Origin of the sequence: Saccharothrix texasensis, assembly GCF_003752005.1 — a bacterium.
In the GTDB taxonomy this organism is placed as follows: Bacteria; Actinomycetota; Actinomycetes; order Mycobacteriales; family Pseudonocardiaceae; genus Actinosynnema; species Actinosynnema texasense.
This window is the reverse complement of sequence record NZ_RJKM01000001.1, coordinates 6683735-6698017: the sequence shown is the minus strand read 5'-3', so window position 1 is coordinate 6698017 and position 14283 is coordinate 6683735. Positions and strand designations below refer to the sequence as shown.

Here is a 14283-nt window from a genome sequence, read left to right as displayed (position 1 = left end):
GCGGCGAAACCGCACTCGGAACACCCCTCCGTGGTCATATCTCCCGGACTGCGGGACACCCGAACGGTCCAGTGCACCCGTTCGGTCGTCACCCGATGCGCTTAAACGGCTCTGGCCGGCCGGGGCAACCCCCGACCGGCCAGAGCGGTGCACGTCGATCAGGCCACTGAGCGGACGGCCGGGCCGACCGTCGTCTTCGCCCGGATCTTCACCACGTCCGCCCGGTCACCCGAGGCGTTGTGGTGGTGCAGGACCAGCAGGCTGTCCGCGCCGTCGGCCGCCGCGGCGGCCGCGTCGTGGTTGACCACCAGCGCGGTGGCCGGACGCGCCTGGTAGGAGAGCGCGGCGTCGCCACCGCCCTGCACCCACAGGCCCGGCTTGAGCGGGTCGAACGACAGCGCGTTCGGGATCGCGTCGACCAGGCCGTTGGACGTGCCCGGCGCGACGTAGAAGCCGGACACGCCGACCTGGTAGCTGATCCGCGAGGTGTCCGCCGAGGCGTCGATGCCCAGCGCCGACAGCAGCACGGGCAGGACCACCACGTTCGTGTCGAACACGTTCGTGTCGACGTCGCCGAACTGGCCGTTGACGCCCTGGAGGTCGACCGTGGCGCCCGTGCTCAGGTCCACCGTGGCCGCGACCAGCAGGTCGGTGTCGGTCAGCTTGGTCGCGTACACCTCGTAGTCGAACGTGCCGTCACCGTTGGTGTCGATGTCGACGAACGGGATGGTGTTGCTGCCCAGGTTGTACCAGTTGCCCCAGGTCGAGAGGCCGAACGCGAGCAGCGCGTTCTCCGGCGTGCCCTGCGCCTTCGCCAGCGGCGCGGTCGAGGCGACGCCCACGTGCCGCAGGTCGCCGCCCTTGGCGGTGTCGTTCAGCACGCAGTTGTCGGTGACGTTGCGGCGGCACTCCGGCAGCTGCGGCGAGGACGCCTGCAGCTCCAGCACGCTCACCAGGGAGCGGTAGCCGCCCTGGTCGACGCCCCGGCCGGTCAGGTTCAGCACGCCCTGGCCCTTGCCGCCGATGCGCACGTTGTTGGCCACCGCGATGTCGGCCACCGGCTTCGGCGCGGAGTACACCGGCACCCTCAGCGCGACGGACGAACCGGACGTCGGCGTGAGCACGACCCGGCCCGACGCGTCGGCCAGGTACTGGCGCGGCACGTCGAGGTGGTTCGCCTCGATCGTCGGGTCAACGGTCTTGCGCAGCGCCGCCGGGTCGTCGATCTTCAGCGTGACGGTGACCCGGGCGATGCCGCGCGGGCTGAGCCGCACGGTGTTCGCGGACAGCTCGTAGCGCACACCCGGGATCTGGGTCAGCGCCTCGTAGCCCACGGTGTAGTCCACCCACTTGGTGGACTTGTTGACCACCTTGATGGTCTTGGTGAGGCTGACCGGCGCGGCCACCTCGACCGTGCCGAACGACGCGGACACCGCGCCCGGGTTGTCCTGCACGTAGGCGAGGACCTGGTTCTCGACCGCGGCCTTGCCGTCGACGCGGCCGGCGCCGACGCGGTTGGGCGCGTAGGTCTTGCCGTCGGCCTTCACGTCGTGGCCGGCGGTGTTCATGACCGCGGCCTTGACCTCTTCGGGCGTCCAGTCCGGGTGGACCTGGCGCACGAGCGCGGCGATGCCGGTGATGTGCGGCGCGGCCATCGACGTGCCGGAGTTGACCATCGTCTGGTTGCCCGAGCCGACCAGCGCGGAGGCGATGGTGTCACCGGGCGCGGCCACGTCCGGCTTCACGACCGGGCCGCGCACGCCACGCGAGGTGAACGAGCTCGGGGTGTCGCTGATGGACTGGTCGAACGTGGGCAGCGAGGTGCGCAGCGCGCCCGCCTGGCGGACGACGAGCGTGCCCGCCGCCAGCGCCGGGCGCAGGGCGGTGGTCGCCGAGCCGGTCAGCTGGAAGACCGGGATCGTCGCGTTGCCGGAGATGCCCGCGTTGAAGTGCTCCAGGTTCGAGGTGAACACCGCGCCGACGGCGCCGGCGGCGGTGGCGTTGTTGGTCCGGCCGACCGAGCCGCAGCGACGCGTGGCGTCGTTGTCGTCCCACTCCAGCCACACCATCTTGCCCGCGACGGCGGCCTTGTCCGCGGCCGAGAACGGCAGGCAGCCGTCCTTGTTGGCCGCGTCGCCCATCCCCACGACCGGGGCGGTGAGGTTCAGGCCCTCGTAGTTGAACGCCACGCTGTACTGGCCGGGCTTGCGGCCCGCGACGCTGCCGGGCGCGGTCACCTCGACCGCGTCGCGCAGCACGTACGAGTCGCGGGTGCTGGCCACGGTCAGCGCCTCGGGGGTGCTGCCCGGCGAGCCGCCGATGTCGTACAGGTCGCCGCCGTTGCCCGCGGAGAACACGGTCAGCACGCCGGTGGCGTTGAGCTTGCGCACGAACAGGCTGTCCGGGTCGTCCGGGGCGCCGTAGTCGGAGCCGAGCGACAGGTTGACCACGTCGAGGTGGTCGGAGAAGTCGCCGTCGCCGTCGGGGTCGAGCGCCCAGTCCAGGGCCTGCGAGGTGACGTTGGTCGAGCCCTCGCAGCCGAAGACCTTCAGCGCGTACAGCAAGCCCTTCGGCGCGGTGCCGGGACCGATCCGCATGGCGTCCAGCGCTTCGGGGGTGAGCTTGGTGTAGTCGCCCTTGAAGGTGGAGCCGTCGGCGTTGACGCCGAAGCCCGCCGCGGTGCCGGCGACGTGCGAGCCGTGGCCGTTGCAGTCGAGCGGGTTCGGGTCCGGCTTCGGGGTGTTGACCGCCGGGTCGTCGCTCTCGCCGTCGTAGGCGTTGCCGACGAAGTCGTAGCCGCCGACCACCTTGGGGGTCGGGAAGTACGAGGCGTCGACCTTGGTCTCGTCGATCGCCTGGAAGGCCTCGATGGTGCCGGGGCCCGCGAAGTCGCTGTGGGTGTAGTCGATGCCCGTGTCGATGATGCCGATGCGGGTGTCGTCGCCGAGCTTGCCGTACTCCTGCCACGCCTTGAGCGTGTTCGTCAGCTGCACGGCGGTGGAGTTCTGGCGGGACTTCGGCACCACGGTGCGCACGGACTTCACGTCCGCGCGCTGGGCCAGCTCGCGCACCTTCGCGGCGTCGGCCCGCACGACCACGCCGGGCACGCCGTTGGCGGTGCGGAACAGCTCCTTGGTGGCGGAGTCCTTGCCCTTCAAGGCGTCCACGACGACGTCGGTGACCCGACCGGTGTCGTTCTTCGTGGCCTTGGCGGCGTCCTTGGCCTGCTGCTTCGTCGCGCCCTGGCTGGTCTTCTCGGCGAACGTGTCGACGGCCGGCTTGGCCTCCAGCTCCACGAACGCGGTGACCCTGCCCTTGGCGGCCGTCAGCCGGTCGGACACCTTCAACTGCAACTTGCCCGCATCCAGACCGCGCGCGTTCGCGACGGACGGTGCCAGTGGATCTTCCGCGGCCAGTGCGGTACCGGCGGTGGCCCCGGCGACGAGTATCGCCGCCAACACCGGTACGGCAGATCTGGCGACAACGCGAGATCGGCTCACAACGTGCCCCAAGCGAGGTCGGATTCGACCGGGCAGGCAGCGTCATCTCCAGTGGGGGCACTGCCCGCGTGGTGCCGTGCCCTCTACGGCACCGGGTCAACCTCGTGCGAGGAACCTAATCGCTCGATCGAGCCGATCAGTTAGCCCGAACGAGTGATGGCAACCACAGTTTTGACAACTAACGGTGAATGTGACACCGCCGAGACCTGCGACGATATACATCGACAAGTCTCGGCGGCGTTACTCCGTTCCAGGGACTACCCGGTCACTCGAAGTTGACCGCGCGCACCGTGCGCGCACCGACGGCCGCGCCGATCGGGTCGAGCACCGCGGTGTCCACCGGGCGGTCGACGCGCAGCAGCATGAACGCGTCCGCGCCGTCCTTCGTCTGGCTGATCTGGGCGGCCTCGACGTTCACGCCCGCCTCGCCGAGCAGCGTGCCGACCGCGCCCATCACGCCCGGCCGGTCCGGGTACTCCAGCAGCAGCACGTTGCCCTCGGCGCGCAGGTCGAAGCCGCGGTCGTTGATGCCGACCAGCTTCTCCACCTGGTCCAGGCCCGTGAGCGTGCCCGACACCGTGATGACCGCGCCGTCCGCCTGCACCGCGCGCACCGTGACCAGGCTGCGGTGGTTGGCGCTCTCCGGCTCCTTGACCAGGTCGACGCTCACGCCCAGCGAGGTGGCCAGCGCCGGCGCGTTGACGAAGGTGACCTGCTCCTCGACCACGCTGGAGAACACGCCGCGCAGCGCGGCCAGCGGCAGCACCGCCACGTCCTCGTTGGACAGCTCGCCGCGCACCTCGACGGTGACGCTCGTCGGGGCCTTCGCGCTCAGCGCCGCGACCACCGTGCCGAGCTTCTGCACCAGCGGCAGGTACGGGCGGACCTCCTCGCCGACCACGCCGCCGCCCTGCACGTTCACCGCGTCCGGCACGAAGTCGCCGGCCAGCGCGAGCAGCACCGACTTGGCCACGTCCGTGCCCGCCCGGTCCTGCGCCTCCGTGGTGGACGCGCCCAGGTGCGGGGTGACGACGACGTTCGGCAGGCCGAACAGCGGGCTCTCGGTGGTGGGCTCGGTGGAGAACACGTCGATGCCCGCGCCGCCGACCTGGCCCTCCTTCACGGCTTCGGCCAGCGCCTCCTCGTCGATCAGACCGCCGCGGGCCGCGTTGACGATGATCACGCCGCGCTTGGCCTTGGCCAGCTGCTCGGCGCCGATCAGGCCCTTGGTCTCCGGGGTCTTCGGCAGGTGGATGGAGATGAAGTCGGCGCGCTCCAGCAGCTCCTCCAGCGTCACCAGCTCGATGCCGAGCTGCGCGGCGCGGGCGGCGCTGACGTACGGGTCGTAGGCGATGAGCTCGGTGCCGAAGGCCGCGATGCGCGCGGCGAACAGCTGGCCGATCTTGCCCAGGCCCACCACGCCGACGGTCTTGCCCTGCACCTCGACGCCGTTGAACTTGCTGCGCTTCCACTCGTGCTCCTGCAGCGTGGCGTGCGCGGCCGGGATCTGGCGCGCGGTGGCGAGCAGCAGGGCGACCGCGTGCTCGGCGGCGCTGACGATGTTCGAGGTGGGCGCGTTGACCACCATGACGCCGCGCTCGGTGGCGGCGGGCACCTCGACGTTGTCGAGCCCCACGCCCGCGCGGGCGACGACCTTCAGCTTGGTGGTGGCCTTGAAGACCTCGGCGTTCACCTTCGTGGCGGAACGGACCAGGAGTGCGTCGGCGTCGGCGACGGCTTCGAGCAGCGCGGGACGGTCGGTGCCGTCGACGTGGCGCACCTCGATGCCATCACCGAAGACGTCGAGAACGGACGGTGCGAGCTTCTCGGCGATGAGCACAACGGGCTTGGTCACGGACGTCGCTCCCGGAGGTGTGAACGGGTGGGGAGCGCGGGGCCGTCGAGCAGGTCGTCACCCGCGCCGGCCGGCCACGGCAATGTGTCCGGGTTGTTAACGAGCATAGTCAGCGCCCGACCGGTGGTGGACACCCGGGTGCCCCGTTTCACCTGCTGGAACACGGTACGCGCGTCCTACTTGGACCACCGCGCCGAGCCGAACGTTCAACTCGGGGTGCGCGAGCGTAGGACACGGCCGTTCCGGACGTAGGACACGCGCGGTGTGGAGGTTGGACTCTCGCGCGCGTCGTGCGTTCGGGCGGGTCACCAGGGTTCGTCGAACTCGCCGTCCTTGACGCCGAGGATGAAGGCCTCCCACTCGGCGGGGGTGAACACCAGCACCGGGCCGTCGGGGTGGGCGGAGTTGCGCATCGCCGTGTAGGTCACGCCGTCGGTGTGCTCGACGAACGCGATCTCGACGTGCTCCTCCTCGTCCTCCGCGCCCTCGTCGCTGCGGATCCACTCGGCCGCGCCGAGGTCGAGGTTGCCCCGGACGTGGGCCTTGTCGTCGTAGATGGGCGCGCTGTCGGTCATGGGCCCTAGGTATACCGGGGCCCGCGGTCGAAACCGCGGGCCCCGGTGAAAAAACCGCTGATCTTACGCCGTTTCGGTGATGGGGCGGTCGACCCAGGACATGAGGCCCCGCAGCTTCTTGCCGACCTCCTCGATCGGGTGCTGCTCGCCCTCCTGCTGCAACTTCTTGTAGTTGCCGCGGCCGGCGTCGTCCTCGTTCACCCACTCGGTGGCGAAGGTGCCGTCCTGGATCTCGCCCAGGATCTTGCGCATCTCCTCCTTGACCCCCGGCGTGATGACGCGCGGGCCGCGGGTGAGGTCACCGAACTCGGCGGTGTCGGAGATCGAGTACCGCATGCGGGCGATGCCGCCCTCGTACATGAGGTCCACGATGAGCTTCAGCTCGTGCAGGCACTCGAAGTAGGCGACCTCGGGCGCGTAGCCGGCCTCGGTCAGCACCTCGAAACCGGTCTGCACCAGCGCCGACGCGCCACCGCAGAGCACCGCCTGCTCACCGAACAGGTCGGTCTCGGTCTCCTCCTTGAACGTGGTCTTGATGACGCCCGCGCGCGTGCCGCCGATGCCCTTGGCGTAGGACAGCGCCAGCGCCTGCGCGGTGCCGGAGGCGTCCTGCTCGACCGCGATCAGCGCGGGCACGCCCTTGCCGTCCACGAACTGGCGGCGCACCAGGTGGCCGGGGCCCTTCGGGGCGACCATGGCGACATCCACATTGGACGGCACGGTGATCAGGCCGTAGCGGATGTTGAAGCCGTGGCCGAAGAAGACCGCGTCGCCGTCCTTGAGGTTCGGCGCGATGTCGTTGGCGTAGATGTGCCGCTGCGCGGTGTCCGGCGCCAGGATCATGATCAGGTCGGCCTCGGCGGAGACCTCGGCGGGGGTGCCGACCGGCAGGCCCTCCTCCTCGGCCTTGGCGCGGGACTTGGAGCCCTCGGGCAGGCCGATCCGGACGTCGACGCCCGAGTCGCGCAGGCTCAGCGCGTGCGCGTGGCCCTGGCTGCCGTAGCCGATGACCGCGACCTTGCGCCCCTGGATGATGCTCAGGTCGGCATCGTCGTCGTAGAAGATCTCGACGCTCACTGGTGGTACTTCCTTCCTCGGAACTGGAAAATCAGCGCACCGCGGTCGCGGTGATGGAGCGGGCGCCACGGCCGATGGCGACCATGCCGGACTGGACGATCTCGCGGAGCCCGTAGGGCTCCAGCATCCGCAGCAGCGCGTCGAGCTTCTCAGACGTGCCGGTGGCCTCGACGGTGACCGCCTCCGGGGAGACGTCGACGACCTTCGCGCGGAAGAGCTGCACCGTCTCCAGGACCTGGCTGCGCACCGTCGCGTCGGCGCGCACCTTGACGAGCAGGAGCTGCCGCTGGACGGACGCGGCGGACTCCAGCTCCACGATCTTGATGACGTTGACGAGCTTGTTGAGCTGCTTGGTGACCTGCTCCAGCGGCAGCTCGTCGACCGACACCACGATGGTCATCCGGGAGATGTCCGGGTGCTCGGTGCGGCCGACGGCCAGCGACTCGATGTTGAAGCCGCGCCGCGAGAACAGCCCCGCCACACGGGCGAGGACACCGGGCTTGTCCTCGACCAGAACGCTCAGGGTGTGCCTAGTCATCACGGGTCACTCGTCCTCGTCGAACAGCGGGCGGATGCCACGCGCGGCCATGATCTCGCTGTTGCCGGTGCCGGCCGCCACCATGGGCCACACCTGGGCGTCCTTGCCGACCACGAAGTCGATGACGACCGGCCGGTCGTTGATCTCCATGGCCTGCTGGACGACCGCGTCGACCTGCTCGCGCGACTCGGCGCGCAGGCCCGCGCAGCCGTAGGCCTCGGCGAGCAGCTTGAAGTCGGGGATGCGGTGCTTGTGCGTGCCCAGGTCGGTGCTGGAGTAGCGCTCGCCGTAGAACAGCGTCTGCCACTGGCGGACCATGCCCAGGTTGCCGTTGTTGATGACCGCGACCTTGATCGGCAGGCCCTCGATGGCGCAGGTGGCCAGCTCCTGGTTGGTCATCTGGAAGCAGCCGTCGCCGTCGATCGCCCACACCTGGACGTCCGGCACGCCGGCCTTCGCGCCCATCGCGGCGGGCACCGCGTAGCCCATCGTGCCGAGGCCGCCGGAGTTGATCCAGGTGCGCGGGCGCTCGTACTTCACGAACTGCGCGGCCCACATCTGGTGCTGGCCGACACCCGCGGTGAACAGGGTGTCCGGCGGGGTCAGCAGGCCGATCCGCTCGATCACGTACTGCGGGGACAGCGTGCCGTCCTCGGGCCAGTCGTAGCCCAGCGGGAACGTCTCGCGCAGCGCGTTGAGCTGCTCCCACCAGGGCGCCAGGTCGACCGGGCGGGTCGCGTTCTCCTTCTCCGCGCGCACCGCGTCGACCAGGTCGCGGATGATCTCCTTGCAGTCGCCGACGATCGGCACGTCCGCGCGGCGGTTCTTGGAGATCTCGGCCGGGTCGATGTCGGCGTGCACGACCTGCGCGTCCGGCGCGAACGAGGCCAGCTGGCCGGTGACCCGGTCGTCGAACCGCGCGCCGAGGGCGATCAGCAGGTCCGACTTCTGCATCGCGGCGACCGCGCCGACCGTGCCGTGCATGCCGGGCATGCCCATGTGCTGCGGGTGCGAGTCGGGGAACGCGCCGCGCGCCATCAGCGTGGTGACCACCGGGATGCCGGTGGACTCGGCCAGCTCGAGCAGCTCGGGCGACGCCTCGGCCTTGATCACGCCGCCGCCGACGTACAGGACGGGGCGGCGGGCCGCGGCGATCAGCTTCGCGGCCTCGCGCACCTGCTTGCCGTGCGGCCGGGTCGTCGGCCGGTAACCGGGCAGGCGCAGCTCCGGCGGCCAGGAGAACGAGGTCATCTCCTGGAGCACGTCCTTGGGGATGTCCACCAGGACGGGGCCGGGTCGGCCCGTGGAGGCCAGGTGGAACGCCTCGGCGACGGCGCGCGGGATGTCCGCGGCGTCGGTGACGAGGAAGTTGTGCTTGGTGATCGGCATCGTGATGCCGCAGATGTCGGCTTCCTGGAACGCGTCGGTGCCGATCAGGGGGCGGGACTGCTGGCCGGTGATGGCGACCACCGGGACGGAGTCCATGTTGGCGTCGGCCAGCGGCGTGACGAGGTTCGTCGCGCCCGGCCCCGAGGTCGCCATGCAGACGCCGACCTTGCCGGTGGCCTGGGCGTACCCGGTCGCGGCGTGACCCGCGCCCTGCTCGTGGCGGACCAGGATGTGCCGCACCTTGGTCGAGTCGAGGAGCGGGTCGTAGGCAGGCAGGATCGTGCCGCCGGGAATGCCGAAGACCACTTCGCAGCCCACTGCCTCCAGCGAGCGGACGAGGGACTGGGCACCGGTCACGCGGATGGGAGCGCCGCTCGGCGGGGCCGGTTTCGGCCGCGGTCCAGGGCGGGGCGACGACTCTCCGGGAGCCGGTCGCGAGGTTGCGCTGGTCATCTGTCTGCCTCGTGGGTAAGGAGAATGCACGGTCCGGGCACGAAAAAACCCTCGCCAACCCGAACGGGTCGTACGAGGGTCGCGCGTCGACGCAAGCTCGAATGCCTAGGCGTCGACGCGCCTGGGAAGTACGAGAACGAGGTTGCGCTGCATGGGCCTGACGTTAACCGTCAAGCGGGTGGAGCGTCAACTGTGCGGGACGGCACTCCCGGATGGTGGAAGCCCCACGTGCGTGGACGCGGGGCGAGGTCACCCGCTCGGACGAGGAGGTGGCAGCATCTCGAACCGTGCCGAAAGCCGTGTTCCGCATCCCCACGCCCGCCCTGCTCGCCGCCGGTTCCGCGGCGATCTGCGCCACCCCCGTCGCCTGGGGCGTGCCCGGTCTCCAGGCCCTCTACCTGCTGCCGGCCGCGTTCGCCTGGTGGGTGGTGCGCAACCGGACGACCGTGGACGACGAGCGGATCGTGGCGCGCGGCACGTTCGGCAAGCGGGTCGTGCCGTGGTCGGACGTGAAGGCGATCAAGGTGGTACCGAAGGGGTGGTTGTCGGCGGTGCTCCGCGACGACGCGCTCGTCCGGCTGCCCGCCGTCCGCGCCGCCCACCTGCCGACGTTGTCGCTGGTCAGCGGCGGACGGGTGGCCGACCCGGCGGCCGCGGCCGAGGCCGGAGACCCCGCCGGGGCGGCCTCCGGGCCTGACCGGGACGACACGCCGCCGCCCGTAAGGTCCGAGGAGTGAGTTCGAACACGCGGACCTTCGGCCGGCTGCCGGTCGTCAGCCTGGTGCTGTCGCTGGCGGGCCTGGCGGTGTCGACCTACCTCACCGTCGCGCACTTCACCGCGGGCGCGCTGCTGTGCGCCGAGGGCGAGGTGATCGACTGCGGCACGGTGACCACCAGTGAGCAGTCGGAGCTCTTCGGCATCCCGGTCGCGGTGCTGGGGCTCGCGTTCTTCGCGTTCATGACCGTCGCGTGCCTGCCCTTCGCGTGGCGCAGCGAGGCGCTGCACTGGGCGCGGCTGGTGGCCGTCGGCGTCGGCGTGCTGTTCGTGGTGTACCTGGTGGCCGCCGAGTTCCTGCTGATCGGGAAGATCTGCCTCTGGTGCACCGCTGTGCACGTCATCACGCTCGCGCTCGCCGCCGCCCTGGTCACGGGCGCGCTGCGGCGGAGTAATCTCTGAGGCACCGCTCCCCACCTCTCGCGCCCCACACCCCCGCGCGCGTCGTACGCGAAATCGTCTGGCAAAGACTTCTGGAGGAGCCGTGCCACCGCTCCGTTCCCGCACCACCACCCACGGCCGCAACGCCGCGGGCGCACGCGCGCTCTGGCGCGCGACCGGCATGACCGACAGCGACTTCGGCAAGCCGATCGTGGCCATCGCCAACTCCTACACGCAGTTCGTGCCGGGGCACGTGCACCTGCGCGACCTCGGGGACATCGTGGCCGAGGCGATCCGCGAGGCGGGCGGGGTGCCGCGCGAGTTCCACACGATCGCGGTCGACGACGGCATCGCGATGGGGCACAGCGGGATGCTGTACTCGCTGCCGTCGCGGGAGATCATCGCCGACTCGGTCGAGTACATGGTCAACGCGCACCAGGCCGACGCGATCGTGTGCATCTCCAACTGCGACAAGATCACGCCCGGGATGCTCAACGCGGCGATGCGGCTCAACGTCCCGGTGGTGTTCGTCTCGGGCGGGCCGATGGAGGCGGGCAAGGCGGTCGTGGTGGACGGCGTCGCCGTCGCGCCGACCGACCTGATCACCGCGATCTCCGCGTCCGCCTCGCCGGACGTGGACGACGCCGGGTTGGCCGAGGTCGAGCGGTCGGCCTGCCCGACCTGCGGCTCGTGCTCGGGCATGTTCACCGCGAACTCGATGAACTGCCTCACCGAGGCGCTGGGCCTGGCGCTGCCCGGCAACGGCTCCACGCTGGCCACCCACGCCGCCCGCCGCGAGCTGTTCGCCGAGGCCGGCCGCACGGTCGTGGAGCTGTGCAAGCGGTACTACGAGCAGGACGACGAGTCGGTGCTGCCGCGCTCGATCGCGAACCGCCGGGCGTTCGAGAACGCCATGGCGCTGGACATGGCGATGGGCGGCTCCACGAACACCGTGCTGCACGTCCTGGCCGCCGCGCGGGAGGGCGAGGTCGACTTCACGCTGGCCGACATCGACGCGCTCAGCCGCCGCGTGCCGTGCCTGGCGAAGGTGTCGCCGAACTCGGACTACCACATGGAGGACGTGCACCGGGCGGGCGGCATCCCGGCCCTGCTCGGCGAGCTGTGGCGGGCCGGCCTGCTCAACGAGGACGTGCGCACCGTGCACAGCCCGGACATGGCGTCGTGGCTGGGCCAGTGGGACGTGCGCGCCGAGTCGCCGTCACCGCGCGCGGTCGAGCTGTTCCACGCGGCACCCGGCGGGGTGCGCACCACCGAGGCGTTCTCCACGGCCAACCGGTGGTCGAAGCTGGACACGGACGCGGCGGGCGGCTGCATCCGCGACGTCGAACACGCCTACACCAAGGACGGCGGCCTGGCCGTGCTGCACGGCAACCTGGCCGAGCGCGGCGCGGTCATCAAGGCGGCGGGCATCGACGAGGAGCTGTGGCACTTCGAGGGGCCGGCGCGGGTGGTCGAGTCCCAGGAGGAGGCCGTCTCGGCGATCCTGAAGAAGGAGATCCAGGCCGGTGACGTGCTCGTGGTCCGCTACGAGGGCCCGGCGGGCGGTCCGGGCATGCAGGAGATGCTGCACCCGACCGCGTTCCTGAAGGGCGCGGGCCTCGGCCGCAAGTGCGCGCTGATCACCGACGGCCGGTTCTCCGGCGGCACGTCGGGCCTGTCCATCGGCCACGTCTCGCCGGAGGCGGCGGGCGGCGGCGTGATCGGCCTCGTCCAGGACGGCGACCGGATCGTGATCGACGTCCACGAGCGGCGGCTGGAGCTGCTGGTGGACCCCGTCGTGCTGGCCGAGCGGCGGGCCAAGATGGAGGCGTCGGAGCGGCCGTGGCAGCCGGTCGACCGGGTCCGCCCGGTGACGGCGGCGCTGCGCGCCTACGCCCGGATGGCGACCGACGCGTCCACGGGCGCGGTGCGGGACGTCACCCGGTAGGCGCCCGGGTGAACCGGCCGGCACCTGGTGTCGGCCGGTTCCCGCCGTCCAGTGGCTGTTCGGGGGACCGCGTCAGCGGAAGACGTAGAGGGTGGCGGCGGTCGCGCCGGCGGCGAGGACCAGGCAGATGAAGCCGGACAGCAGCGGGTGGCGGAACCAGCTCCGGTTGTAGTCGAGGGCGGCGCGGCCGGGGCCGGCGAACAGCGCGGCGAACGCCATCGCCGCGTACGCCACCTCCAGCTCGACGCCGTTGGGCGCGAAGAAGCCGCCCTTGTACTTCAGGGCGACGACGTTCGCCATCACGCCGAGCACGCCGGCCGCCGCGAGCGGCGTGAACAGGCCGAGGACCAGCAGCGCGCCACCGCCGAGCTCGGTCACGCCGGTGACCCAGGCCAGGATGCGCGCCTCGCGGAACCCGGCGGACTGCAGGTACCGGGTGAACCCGTCGATGCCCGGCCCGCCGAACAGGCCGAACACCTTCTGCAGGCCGTGCGCGACGAACGCGCCGCCCAGCGCCAGCCGCAGCACCAGCAGGCCGATGTCGGCGCCGGCGGTCCAGCCGAACGGCTTGCGCTCGTCCTCGTCGTCGTAGGTGTCGTAGTGGGCGGGCTTGTCCTGGAGGTCGGCCACCGGCGTGTAGCCGGAGGTGTCGAAGCCCTTGGTGTCCTTGCCGAACGCGTCGCCGTCGAGCGTCCGCGTGCCGTCGTCGAAGTGGTGCACTCCTCCGCCAACGCCACTCGCCGAGTAGAACCCGTCGTCGGAGTAGCCGCCAGATGCGCTCGAGCGGTCGTCGTGAGTAGCCACGCACCCGCACGTTAGGAGGTTCGGCCGACGTCCGCGAGCGTCCGTTCAGCCGCGCAAGTTCACCCGATCGGCCTAGTAGTCGCCCTGGACCAGGTTCCGGGGCCGCTCGCCGCGGGCGAACCGCCCGACCTCGGCCGCCACCACCGCGTACGCGCGCTCGGCGTGGCCCGTGCAGCTGCCGGCCACGTGCGGGGTGAGGAACAGGCCCGGCGCCGTCCACAGTGGATGGTCCGGGGGCAGCGGCTCCGGCTCGGTCACGTCCAGCGCCGCGCGCAGCCGCCCCGAGGACAGCTCGGCCAGCAGCGCGTCGGTGTCGACCACCGCGCCGCGCGCGCCGTTGACCAGGATCGCGCCGTCCTTCATCCGGGAGAGGAACTCCGCGTCCACCATCCCGGTGGTCTCCGCGGTCAGCGGCACCACGACCAGCACCGCGTCGAAGCCGCCGAGCAGGTCGGGCAGCTCCGCCACGCCGTGCACGCCGTCGCGCGCCGTGCGGCCCACCATGGTCGCGGTCGCGTCGAACGGCTCCAGCCTGCGCCGGAACTGCTCGCCCAGGTCACCCGCGCCGACCACGAGCACCTGCTTGCCCTGCAACGTGTCCGTGAGGTGGTAGTCCCAGCGGCGTTCCTGCCTGGCCCGCTCGAACACCGGGAAGTCCCGGTAGAGGGCGAGCAGCGCGCCGATCGCCCACTCGGCCGTGCTGCCGCCGTGGGCCCCGCGACACGTCGACAGCATCACACCATCGGGTATGACACCGATGAACCGCTCGGCGCCCGCCGACAGCAGCTGCACCAGCTTCAGCGACGGCAGCCGGTCGAACACCTCGCGCGGGTCCGAGCCCTGGAGGAACTTCGGCACCAGCACTTCCGCGTGCGCGGCCTCGGCGGGCAGCGGCTGCCCCGGCTCGTAGCGGACGGGCCGGACACCCTCCACGTCGGACAGCACGCGGACACCCAGGTCGTCGGGGACCAGCACGGTGAGGCTCACG

The 14283-nt window shown here is 71.2% G+C and carries 11 protein-coding genes; 3 read left to right on the top strand and 8 right to left on the bottom strand.

What is annotated here, in order from left to right; translation table 11 throughout:
* Positions 1-158 precede the first annotated feature (158 nt).
* The 6 genes from EDD40_RS29830 to EDD40_RS29805 form a co-directional block, all read right to left on the bottom strand.
* Positions 159-3500 (bottom strand): S8 family peptidase, encoded by a 3342-nt coding sequence (locus tag EDD40_RS29830; RefSeq protein WP_123745880.1) that lies wholly within the window; start codon positions 3498-3500, stop codon positions 159-161.
* Between the two features lie 265 nt (positions 3501-3765).
* Complete coding sequence (gene serA / locus EDD40_RS29825; protein WP_123745879.1) at positions 3766-5355, bottom strand: phosphoglycerate dehydrogenase; 1590 nt, start codon at positions 5353-5355, stop codon at positions 3766-3768.
* A 305-nt stretch (positions 5356-5660) separates the two neighbouring features.
* The gene (locus EDD40_RS29820) at positions 5661-5930 is read right to left on the bottom strand and encodes a DUF397 domain-containing protein (protein ID WP_123745878.1); all 270 of its coding nucleotides are present in this window, start codon (positions 5928-5930) and stop codon (positions 5661-5663) included.
* A gap of 63 nt (positions 5931-5993) precedes the next feature.
* On the bottom strand, positions 5994-7007 hold the full coding sequence (gene ilvC, locus EDD40_RS29815) for a ketol-acid reductoisomerase (RefSeq protein WP_123745877.1): 1014 nt from the start codon (positions 7005-7007) through the stop codon (positions 5994-5996).
* 31 nt (positions 7008-7038) lie between these two features.
* Complete coding sequence (gene ilvN / locus EDD40_RS29810) at positions 7039-7545, bottom strand: acetolactate synthase small subunit (RefSeq protein ID WP_123745876.1); 507 nt, start codon at positions 7543-7545, stop codon at positions 7039-7041.
* A gap of 6 nt (positions 7546-7551) precedes the next feature.
* Complete coding sequence (locus tag EDD40_RS29805; RefSeq protein WP_170185236.1) at positions 7552-9387, bottom strand: acetolactate synthase large subunit; 1836 nt, start codon at positions 9385-9387, stop codon at positions 7552-7554.
* A gap of 287 nt (positions 9388-9674) precedes the next feature.
* Here EDD40_RS29805 and EDD40_RS29800 point away from each other — a divergent pair, with 287 nt between their 5' ends.
* From EDD40_RS29800 to ilvD, 3 genes are all read left to right on the top strand, one after another.
* Entirely contained in the window at positions 9675-10124 is a 450-nt protein-coding gene (locus EDD40_RS29800) for a PH domain-containing protein (protein ID WP_246037900.1), read from the top strand.
* Complete coding sequence (locus EDD40_RS29795; RefSeq protein WP_123745874.1) at positions 10121-10564, top strand: vitamin K epoxide reductase family protein; 444 nt, start codon at positions 10121-10123, stop codon at positions 10562-10564. Before EDD40_RS29800 ends, EDD40_RS29795 begins: the two co-directional genes overlap by 4 nt.
* 82 nt (positions 10565-10646) lie before the next feature.
* Positions 10647-12491 carry a dihydroxy-acid dehydratase gene (ilvD, locus tag EDD40_RS29790; protein WP_123745873.1) on the top strand — a complete coding sequence of 615 codons (1845 nt, stop codon included), beginning with the start codon at positions 10647-10649 and terminating at the stop codon, positions 12489-12491.
* A gap of 72 nt (positions 12492-12563) precedes the next feature.
* Here the strand turns inward: ilvD and EDD40_RS29785 are convergent, their stop codons facing one another.
* Together EDD40_RS29785 and EDD40_RS29780 are read right to left on the bottom strand one after the other, a co-directional pair.
* Entirely contained in the window at positions 12564-13295 is a 732-nt protein-coding gene (locus EDD40_RS29785; RefSeq protein ID WP_123745872.1) for a DoxX family protein, read from the bottom strand.
* 72 nt (positions 13296-13367) lie between these two features.
* Positions 13368-14282 (bottom strand): 2-hydroxyacid dehydrogenase, encoded by a 915-nt coding sequence (locus EDD40_RS29780; protein ID WP_170185235.1) that lies wholly within the window; start codon positions 14280-14282, stop codon positions 13368-13370.
* Position 14283: the final 1 nt, after the last annotated feature.

What these genes read in the sequence shown, in the direction of transcription:
- EDD40_RS29820 (WP_123745878.1), bottom strand. Translation starts at nt 5,930, where the DNA reads ATGACCGACAGCGCGCCCATCTACGACGACAAGGCCCACGTCCGGGGC.
- ilvN (WP_123745876.1), bottom strand. Translation starts at nt 7,545, where the DNA reads ATGACTAGGCACACCCTGAGCGTTCTGGTCGAGGACAAGCCCGGTGTC.
- EDD40_RS29805 (WP_170185236.1), bottom strand. Translation starts at nt 9,387, where the DNA reads ATGACCAGCGCAACCTCGCGACCGGCTCCCGGAGAGTCGTCGCCCCGC.